The organism is Mesorhizobium intechi (assembly GCF_002879535.1).
Taxonomy (GTDB): Bacteria; Pseudomonadota; Alphaproteobacteria; order Rhizobiales; family Rhizobiaceae; genus Mesorhizobium; species Mesorhizobium intechi.
This window is the reverse complement of record NZ_PNOT02000271.1, coordinates 24,760-33,524: the sequence shown is the minus strand read 5'-3', so window position 1 is coordinate 33,524 and position 8,765 is coordinate 24,760. Positions and strand designations below refer to the sequence as shown.

General features: G+C 60.9%; 8 protein-coding genes. All 8 read left to right on the top strand.

The window, feature by feature from the left end; all coding sequences use genetic code 11:
- Positions 1 to 733: nitrogenase reductase (gene nifH, locus C1D09_RS23885; protein ID WP_143973967.1), on the top strand; the 733-nt coding region annotated here is incomplete at its 5' end.
- Positions 734 to 837: 104 nt separating this feature from the next.
- A complete protein-coding gene (nifD, locus tag C1D09_RS23880) occupies positions 838 to 2,343 on the top strand; it encodes a nitrogenase molybdenum-iron protein alpha chain (RefSeq protein ID WP_143973966.1) in 1,506 nt (501 codons plus the stop codon).
- Positions 2,344 to 2,470: 127 nt separating this feature from the next.
- The gene (gene nifK, locus C1D09_RS23875) at positions 2,471 to 4,012 is read left to right on the top strand and encodes a nitrogenase molybdenum-iron protein subunit beta (protein WP_143973968.1); all 1,542 of its coding nucleotides are present in this window, start codon (positions 2,471 to 2,473) and stop codon (positions 4,010 to 4,012) included.
- 59 nt (positions 4,013 to 4,071) lie between these two features.
- Positions 4,072 to 5,562 (top strand): nitrogenase iron-molybdenum cofactor biosynthesis protein NifE, encoded by a 1,491-nt coding sequence (nifE, locus tag C1D09_RS23870; protein WP_143973965.1) that lies wholly within the window; start codon positions 4,072 to 4,074, stop codon positions 5,560 to 5,562.
- A gap of 9 nt (positions 5,563 to 5,571) precedes the next feature.
- Positions 5,572 to 6,954 (top strand): nitrogenase iron-molybdenum cofactor biosynthesis protein NifN, encoded by a 1,383-nt coding sequence (gene nifN / locus C1D09_RS23865; RefSeq protein WP_143973964.1) that lies wholly within the window; start codon positions 5,572 to 5,574, stop codon positions 6,952 to 6,954.
- Positions 6,920 to 7,417, top strand: a complete 498-nt coding sequence (gene nifX / locus C1D09_RS23860; RefSeq protein ID WP_143973963.1) for a nitrogen fixation protein NifX — start codon at positions 6,920 to 6,922, stop codon at positions 7,415 to 7,417. Before nifN ends, nifX begins: the two co-directional genes overlap by 35 nt.
- Positions 7,418 to 7,434: 17 nt before the next feature.
- Entirely contained in the window at positions 7,435 to 7,914 is a 480-nt protein-coding gene (locus C1D09_RS23855) for a NifX-associated nitrogen fixation protein (RefSeq protein ID WP_109671389.1), read from the top strand.
- Between the two features lie 24 nt (positions 7,915 to 7,938).
- Positions 7,939 to 8,724, top strand: coding sequence for a response regulator transcription factor (locus C1D09_RS23850; RefSeq protein ID WP_143973962.1), 786 nt, complete (start codon positions 7,939 to 7,941; stop codon positions 8,722 to 8,724).
- The last annotated feature ends 41 nt before the right edge of the window (positions 8,725 to 8,765 follow it).

Sequence of the window (8,765 nt, the reverse complement as noted above, 5' to 3'; positions counted from 1 at the left end):
GGCGCAGGATACCGTTCTGCATCTCGCCGCCCAAGAAGGTTCTGTGGAAGACCTTGAACTCCAGGACGTGCTCAAGATCGGCTACAAAGACATCAAGTGCGTGGAGTCCGGCGGCCCCGAGCCGGGTGTCGGCTGCGCCGGCCGCGGCGTCATCACCTCGATCAACTTCCTCGAGGAGAACGGCGCCTATGACAATGTCGACTATGTCTCCTACGACGTGCTGGGCGACGTGGTGTGCGGCGGCTTCGCGATGCCGATCCGCGAAAACAAGGCCCAGGAAATCTACATCGTCATGTCCGGCGAGATGATGGCGCTCTATGCCGCCAACAACATCGCCAAGGGTATCCTGAAATACGCCCATTCGGGCGGCGTGCGGCTCGGCGGGCTGATCTGCAACGAGCGCCAGACCGACCGGGAGCTCGACCTCTCCGAGGCGCTGGCCGCCAGGCTCAATTCCAAGCTCATCCACTTCGTGCCGCGCGACAACATCGTCCAGCACGCCGAACTGAGGAAGATGACGGTAATCCAGTATGCGCCGGACTCCAAACAGGCAGGGGAGTACCGCGCGTTGGCCGAGAAGATCCATGGCAATTCGGGCCAGGGCACCATCCCGACCCCAATCACCATGGAGGAGCTCGAGGACATGCTGCTCGACTTCGGCATCATGAAGACGGACGAGCAAATGCTTGCCGAGCTTCAGGCCAAGGAAGCGAAATTGGCCGTCGCTCAGTAACCGCCGCTACCGACGGGGGGCGCCGACCGTGACCTGGCGCCCCTTTCTACGAAACAAGGCCTCGTCGGCGAGGCGTTACCCTAACCTTGAAAGGGGCAGGTCCCATGGGCCTCGACTATGAGAATGACGGCGCTTTGCATGCGAAGCTTATCGAAGACGTGCTGTCCCAATATCCAGACAAGGCGGCGAAGCGTCGCAAGAAGCACCTCAGTGTCGCAACGAGCCAGGACGAGGCTGGAGGGGAGGACAAGGGCCTTTCCGAATGCGACGTCAAATCGAACATCAAATCCATTCCGGGCGTGATGACAATCCGCGGCTGCGCCTATGCCGGCTCCAAGGGCGTGGTGTGGGGTCCGGTCAAGGATATGGTCCACATCTCGCATGGGCCAGTCGGCTGTGGGCAATATTCCTGGTCGCAACGCCGCAACTATTACGTCGGCACGACGGGCATCGACACATTCGTGACAATGCAGTTCACCTCCGACTTCCAGGAGAAGGACATCGTTTTCGGCGGCGACAAAAAGCTGGAAAAGATCATCGACGAGGTCGAGGACCTGTTTCCGCTCAGTGGCGGCATCTCGGTGCAGTCCGAATGCCCGATCGGCCTGATCGGGGACGATATCGAGGCAGTGTCGCGCAAGAAGGCCAAGGAGCACGAAAAGACGATTGTACCGGTGCGCTGCGAAGGTTTCCGCGGCGTTTCACAATCGCTCGGCCACCACATTGCCAATGATGCGATCCGCGATTGGGTCTTCGACAAGGACGATGTCGATTTCGAGTCCGGCCCTTACGACGTCAATGTCGTTGGCGACTACAACATTGGCGGCGATGCCTGGGCTTCGCGAATCCTGCTTGAGGAGATTGGACTTCGGGTGGTCGGCAACTGGTCGGGCGACGCCACGCTCGCCGAGATAGAGCGCGCGCCCAAGGCCAAGCTCAACCTGATCCACTGCTACCGGTCGATGAACTACATCTGCCGGCACATGGAGGAAAAGTACGGCATCGCCTGGATGGAATACAATTTCTTCGGCCCCACCCAGATCGAGGCCTCCCTGCGCAACATCGCCAAGCATTTCGGCCCGGAAATCGAGGAGAAGACCGAAAAGGTCATCGCCAAGTACCGGCCCTTGGTCGATGCCGTCATCGCCAAGTACCGACCGCGCCTCGAAGGCAACACGGTGATGCTCTATGTCGGCGGGCTGCGTCCTCGTCACGTCATCACTGCTTACGAGGACCTCGCTATGGTGATCGTCGGCACCGGCTACGAGTTCGCCCACAACGACGACTACCAGCGCACCGGCCATTACGTGAAGAATGGCACGCTCCTCTATGACGACGTCACCGGTTACGAACTGGAGAAGTTCATCGAAGGCATCCGCCCTGATCTCGTTGGCTCCGGTATCAAGGAGAAATACCCGGTGCAGAAGATGGGCATCCCGTTCCGCCAGATGCACTCTTGGGACTACTCCGGCCCGTATCACGGCTATGACGGCTTCGCCATCTTCGCCCGCGACATGGATCTGGCCATCAACAACCCGGTCTGGGGTCTCTACCGCGCGCCGTGGAAGAAGATGAAGGACGCACCGCTGAGGGCGGTCGCCGCCGAATGAGGACTGGCCTCCCTGCCAGGCAGGGAGGCCGATAAATGCTCGGGGGCACTCGATCCGCGGAGGCCCTTCAAAGTTTCGATGTCCCTGTGCTGCCGCTTGCCGCGGCCAGATGGAAAAGGTGACCACCATGCCGCAATCGGCCGAAAAAGTTCTCGACCATGCTCCCCTGTTCCGCGAGCCGGAATACAGACAAATGCTTGCCGAGAAGAAGCTGAATTTCGAATGTCCGCACCCTGATCAGATCGTCACCGACCAACGCGAATTGACCAAGACTTGGGAATACCGCGAAAAGAACCTCGCTCGCGAGGCGCTTGTCATAAACCCCGCCAAGGCCTGCCAGCCGCTCGGCGCGGTGTTCGCGGCCGCGGGCTTCGAGCGGACCATGTCTTTCGTCCATGGTAGCCAGGGCTGCGTTGCGTACTACCGCTCGCATCTGTCGCGACATTTCAAGGAGCCTTCGTCAGCGGTTTCCTCCTCGATGACCGAGGACGCGGCAGTGTTTGGCGGCCTGAAGAACATGGTCGACGGGCTCGCCAATACCTACAAGCTCTACGACCCCAAGATGATCGCTGTCTCGACCACCTGCATGGCCGAGGTCATTGGCGACGACCTGCGCAGCTTCATAGAGAACGCCAAGAACGAAGGCTCGGTCCCCTGCGACTTCGACGTGCCTTTTGCTCATACGCCTGCCTTCGTCGGCAGCCATGTCGATGGCTACGACGGCATGGTGAAGGGCGTGCTGGAGCATTTCTGGAAGGGCAGCGAGCGCTCGCAAGCCGCTGGGACCATCAACATCATTCCAGGCTTCGACGGATTCTGCGTCGGAAACAACCGGGAACTCAAGCGCCTCCTCGACCTGATGGGTGTTACCTATACCGTCATTCAGGACGCCTCAGACCAGTTCGACACGCCGTCGGACGGCGAATACCGCATGTATGACGGTGGCACCAAGATCGAAGACGTGAAAGGGGCGCTCAACGCGGAGGCGACACTGTCGCTGCAGCATTACAACACCCGCAAGACGCTGGAATATTGCAACGAGGTCGGGCAGGCGACGGCATCCTTCCACTATCCGCTGGGTGTCCAGGCGACCGACGAATTCCTTATGAAGGTCTCGGCGATTTCCGGCCAGGAGATCCCCGAGACAATCCGGATGGAGCGCGGCCGACTAGTTGACGCCATGGCGGACAGCCAGTCATGGCTGCACGGCAAGAAGTACGCAATCTATGGGGATCCGGACTTTGTCTGCGCGATGGCCCGCTTCGTCATGGAGACCGGTGGCGAGCCGACACATTGCCTCGCGACCAACGGCACATCGGCCTGGCAGGTCGAGATGAAGGAATTGCTTGCATCCTCGCCCTTCGGCCAGGATGCCCAGATCTGGGCGGGCAAGGATCTCTGGGCGATGCGTTCGCTGCTGTTTACAGAGCCGGTGGACCTGCTGATCGGCAATTCCTATGGCAAGTATCTGGAGCGCGACACCGGCACGCCGCTGATCCGGCTGATGTTTCCAATCTTCGACCGGCACCATCACCATCGCTTTCCCCTCATGGGCTACCAGGGTGGATTACGCGTGCTGACGACGATCCTCGACAAGATATTCGACAAGCTCGATCGCGAGACGAGCGAAACGGGCGTGACGGACTATTCCTATGACCTCACCCGCTAAGCCCGTGCCGGCTTTTCGCCGAGGCCGCCCATGCCCAATGGACTTCGGAGACTGACGCAATGACCTCGCTCAGTGCCAAGATCCAGGACGTTTTCGACGAGCCCGCCTGCGATACCAACCGCGGCAAGGATGCCAAGGCGCGCAAGGAGGGCTGCTCGAAGCCGCTGACCCCCGGGGCGGCAGCCGGCGGCTGCGCCTTTGACGGCGCCAAGATCGTCCTGCAGCCCATCACCGACGTTGCGCACCTGGTCCATGCGCCGCTCGCCTGCGAGGGCAATTCCTGGGACAACAGAGGCGCAGTTTCGTCCGGGCCAACCCTGTGGCGGACAAGCTTCACAACCGATCTCACCGAACTCGACGTCGTGATGGGGCAGGGCGAGCGGAAGCTGTTCAAGGCGATCCGCGAGATAAAGGAAACATATGCGCCGCCGGCAGTCTTCGTCTATTCGACCTGCGTGACGGCGCTGATCGGCGACGACATCGAGGCCGTGTGCAAACGCGCGGCCGAAAAATTCGGCTTGGCCGTGGTGCCGATCAATGCGCCGGGCTTGGCTGGCTCCAAGAACCTCGGCAACAAACTCGCCGCCGAAGCGTTGCTCGATCATGTCATCGGCACGGTGGAACCCGACGACGCCGGGCCCTACGACATCAACATCCTTGGCGAATTCAACCTCTCAGGCGAATTCTGGCTGGTGAAGCCGCTGCTTGATCGGCTCGGTATCCGGGTGCGCGCCTGCATTCCGGGCGATGCGCGTTACATCGACGTTGCATCCGCGCACCGCGCCCAGGCGGCTATGTTGGTGTGCTCGAGCGCAATGATCAATCTGGCCCGCAAGATGGAGGAGCGCTGGGACATCCCGTTCTTCGAGGGCTCCTTCTACGGCATAACCGATACCTCGGAAGCACTTCGCAACATTGCTGAGCTGCTGGTGAGGAAGGGCGCCGATGCGGAGATCCTCGATCACACAGAGACGCTGATTGCCGAGCAGGAGGCGATTGCGTGGAGGAAGCTCGAGGCCTACCGCCGGCGGCTTCAAGGCAAGCGCGTGCTGCTCAATACGGGCGGCGTGAAGTCCTGGTCAGTCGTCCACGCCCTGATGGAGATCGGCATGGAGATCGTCGGCACCTCGGTCAAGAAATCCACCGTCGAAGACAAGGAGCGGATCAAACGGATCCTCAAGGACGAAAACCGCATGTTCGACCAGATGGCAGCGCGCGATCTTTACGCCATGCTCTCAAAACACAAGGCCGACATCATGCTGTCGGGCGGGCGCACGCAATTCGTCGCCCTGAAGGCCAAGACACCCTGGCTCGATATCAACCAGGAGCGCCAACATCCTTATGCCGGCTATGACGGCATGGTGGAACTTGTACGGCAGATCGACCTCGCCATTCATAACCCAATCTGGGGCCAGGTGCGGGAGCCGGCGCCGTGGGATTGCCAGCCTGCCGGGGAGGACGATCTGGCGAGCACGAAGAACGGGACCGCGACTGTGAACGCTTTCAACGAATTCGCCGGCGCGACGGCTCACCGCTCCGGCAACCGTTGAGGAAATCCGATGGTCCGCATCCTTCGCAATACCAAATCAGCGGCGGTCAACCCGCTGAAGTCGTCGCAGCCGCTGGGTGCCGCCTTCGCTTTTCTTGGAGTCGAGGGTGCGATGCCCCTGTTCCATGGCAGCCAAGGCTGCACCAGCTTCGCGCTCGTGCTCTTCGTGCGGCATTTCAAGGAAGCGATCCCCTTGCAGACAACGGCGATGGATGAGGTGGCAACCATACTCGGCGGAGCGGACCATCTGGAAGAGGCGATCCTCAACCTCAAAACCCGCACTAAGCCAAAGCTGATAGGAGTGTGCACGACCGCGCTGGTGGAGACCCGTGGCGAAGACTGCGCGAGTGATATCGCCAACGTCAAGCTGAAGCATGCGGAAGAGCTCGCGGGTACGGAGGTTGTGCTGGCCAACACGCCTGATTTCGGCGGCGCTATCGAAGAAGGCTGGGCCAAGGCTGTCGCGGCGATGATCGAAGGGATTACACGGTCGGGCGCACGGACCCGGCAGCCGAAGAAGATCGCGATCCTGCCCGGATGCAACCTCACTGTCGCTGACGTCGAGCATTTGCGTGACATGGTTGAAAGTTTTGGGCTCAAGCCGGTTATCCTGCCGGACGTCTCCGGCTCACTCGACGGCACGGTTCCTGACCGCTGGGTAACCACTACCTATGGCGGCACCAGCGTCGAGGAAATCCGCGAGCTTGGCACGGCCGCGCAATGCATCGTCATCGGCGAGCACATGCGCCACCCGGCGAAAGTACTGCACGGGTTGACCGGCGTGCCGTTCGCGGTGTTCCAGTCGCTGACCGGATTGCGGGCTGTCGACCGGTTCGTCTCGCTGCTATCGGCGGTTTCGGGCGCGGCGGTGCCGGCCCGGGTTCGCCGTCACCGGGCGCAATTGCAGGATGCGTTGCTTGACGGACATTTCCATTTCGGAGGCAAGAAAATTGCGATCGCTGCTGAACCAGACCAACTCTATCAACTCGCAACCTTCTTCACGGGCATGGGCTGCGAAATCGCGGCGGCGGTCACGACGACCGATATGTCGAAGGTTCTGCAAAAAGTACCGGCGGAGTGGGTTCAGATCGGCGATCTCGGCGATTTGGAAGCTCTTGCAGCGGGCGCGGATCTTCTCGTTACGCATTCCCACGGTCGCCAGGCGTCGCGACGCCTCGGCATTCCGCTCATGCGCGTCGGCTTCCCGATCTTCGACCGGCTCGGCAGCCAGCACAAGCTCACAATCCTCTATCGGGGGACCCGCGACCTGATCTTCGATGTTGCCAACATCTTCCAGGCCAACCAGCACGCGCCGACGCCTGAGGCGCTTGATCCATTCCGGAAACGAGAAATGCCAGATGAGCTCCGTTCGTCGCCTCTCACTCGTCACTGACGAGGTTCATGCACCGATGCCGGAACGACGAGCAGGCGCATTGCGCGTAGCCATCGCCACGCAAGACATGAAGAATCTCAATGCCCATTTCGGGTCCGCCAAGCGCTTTGCTGTCTACGACGTGACGCGCGAGGAGTGGCATCTCGTGGAAGCCGTGGCCTTCGATGACGTTTCCGATGAGAGCGGGAAGCGTCGGACCGAGGGCGATGACCGCGTCACGCCGAAGGTGGAGGCGCTGAAGGGCTGCCATCTGCTGTTTTGTCTGGCCATCGGCGGGCCTTCGGCAGCCAAGGTTATTTCGGCAAAAATCCATCCAATCAAGGTGCCGCAGCCACAAACCATCCAAGAGGTGCTGTTGCGCACGCAGATGATGCTGAGAACGTGTCCTCCGCCCTGGCTGCGCAAGGTGCTGGCCGAAGCTGGTGTCGCCGAAAAGAAACCCTCCTTCGAGGATGAGGACTGAAACAAGGAAAGAGCAAAATGTTTGAAGTCGCGATCAGCCCTGCTGTCAACGATGACGAGGCGGCCCTTGCCAGCCCTTTCGTCAAGTGCCTCGTGCGGCTGATCCTTGCTCAAGATTCGCACGGGTCGTGGGACGGCAAAGCGGACACCGAGTTGCTGGCCGACTTCATCGTCAGCAAGGAACGGCGTCGTACGATCCCGATCATCGGCGATCCCGATCCGGACGTGCTGTGGAGGCTCGACAAGTTTTACACTGCCGTCGCCCTTGCGATCGAGGAGCGCTCCGGCCTGATGGCATCGCCGATGATCGAAATGAGCCATGAGGGGTTCGGGCGCGTGCTTTTCACCGCCGGGCGGCTGGTCGTTCTGTCCAAGACCGTGCGCGACGTCCATCGATTCGGCTTCGAGACGTTCTGCAAACTCGCCGCGGCCGGTACGAAACTGGTCGACGATGCCATCGCAGCCATCGACGCCTATCCCGAGGTGGCACGGGCATGAAACCAATTTTCGAGCATGAGGATCATGTCAGGCCTTGAGGAGCCGCGATGGCCAGCCCACGCGGCCGACGCGGTCGAGGCCAATGTGGTTCTCGGGGTAGCGCTGATGAAGCCACTCGTCCTGATCTGTTCGCAAGATGCGGAGTTCTATCTGTTCCTCAGCCACATACTGGAGGTGGACGGCTTCGTCAGTGAGCCGGCAGGCGGCGCCAAGGAAGCACTTGCAAAGGCCGACGAACGGGAATTCCAGGCCGTGGTGCTGGACTGCGGTCCAACGAGCCTTACCGGGTCCGCAATCTGCGCCCGGCTCAAGCGGGAACCCCGGACCGGCGGCCTGCCCATCATTGCCCTGATCGCGCCCGGCGCCGAGAACCAGCACCTTGATCTGTTGAAGGCCGGCATTGACGAGAGCTTTGTGCGGCCAATGGCGCCGGCCAAGCTGCTCGATTATCTGCGGACGAGGCTGGCGCTGCCGAAGCCGGGTTCAAACGGGATTGAAAACAACAGCTGGCTTTCCTATGGCAGCCTTGAGATGAAGCTCGATGCCCACCGGGTTTGTGGCAATGGCCATGACATCCATCTCGGACCGATCGAGTTCAACGTGCTGCGGCATTTGCTCGAGGCTCCCGGCAAGGTCTTCAGCCGGGACGAGCTGATCGGCGGGGCCTGGCCGGCCAATATCCATGTCGGTCTACGCACAGTTGATGTCCATATCAGTCGGCTCAGAAAGGCACTGGAGACGGCCTCGACCGGTATCGTCATTCGTACCGTCAGGTCGGCCGGCTACTCGCTTGAGAAGCTGGACGGCTGAATCGAGTGCCGGGTCTGGTGCCACTCCTTTTTCCTCGCGCT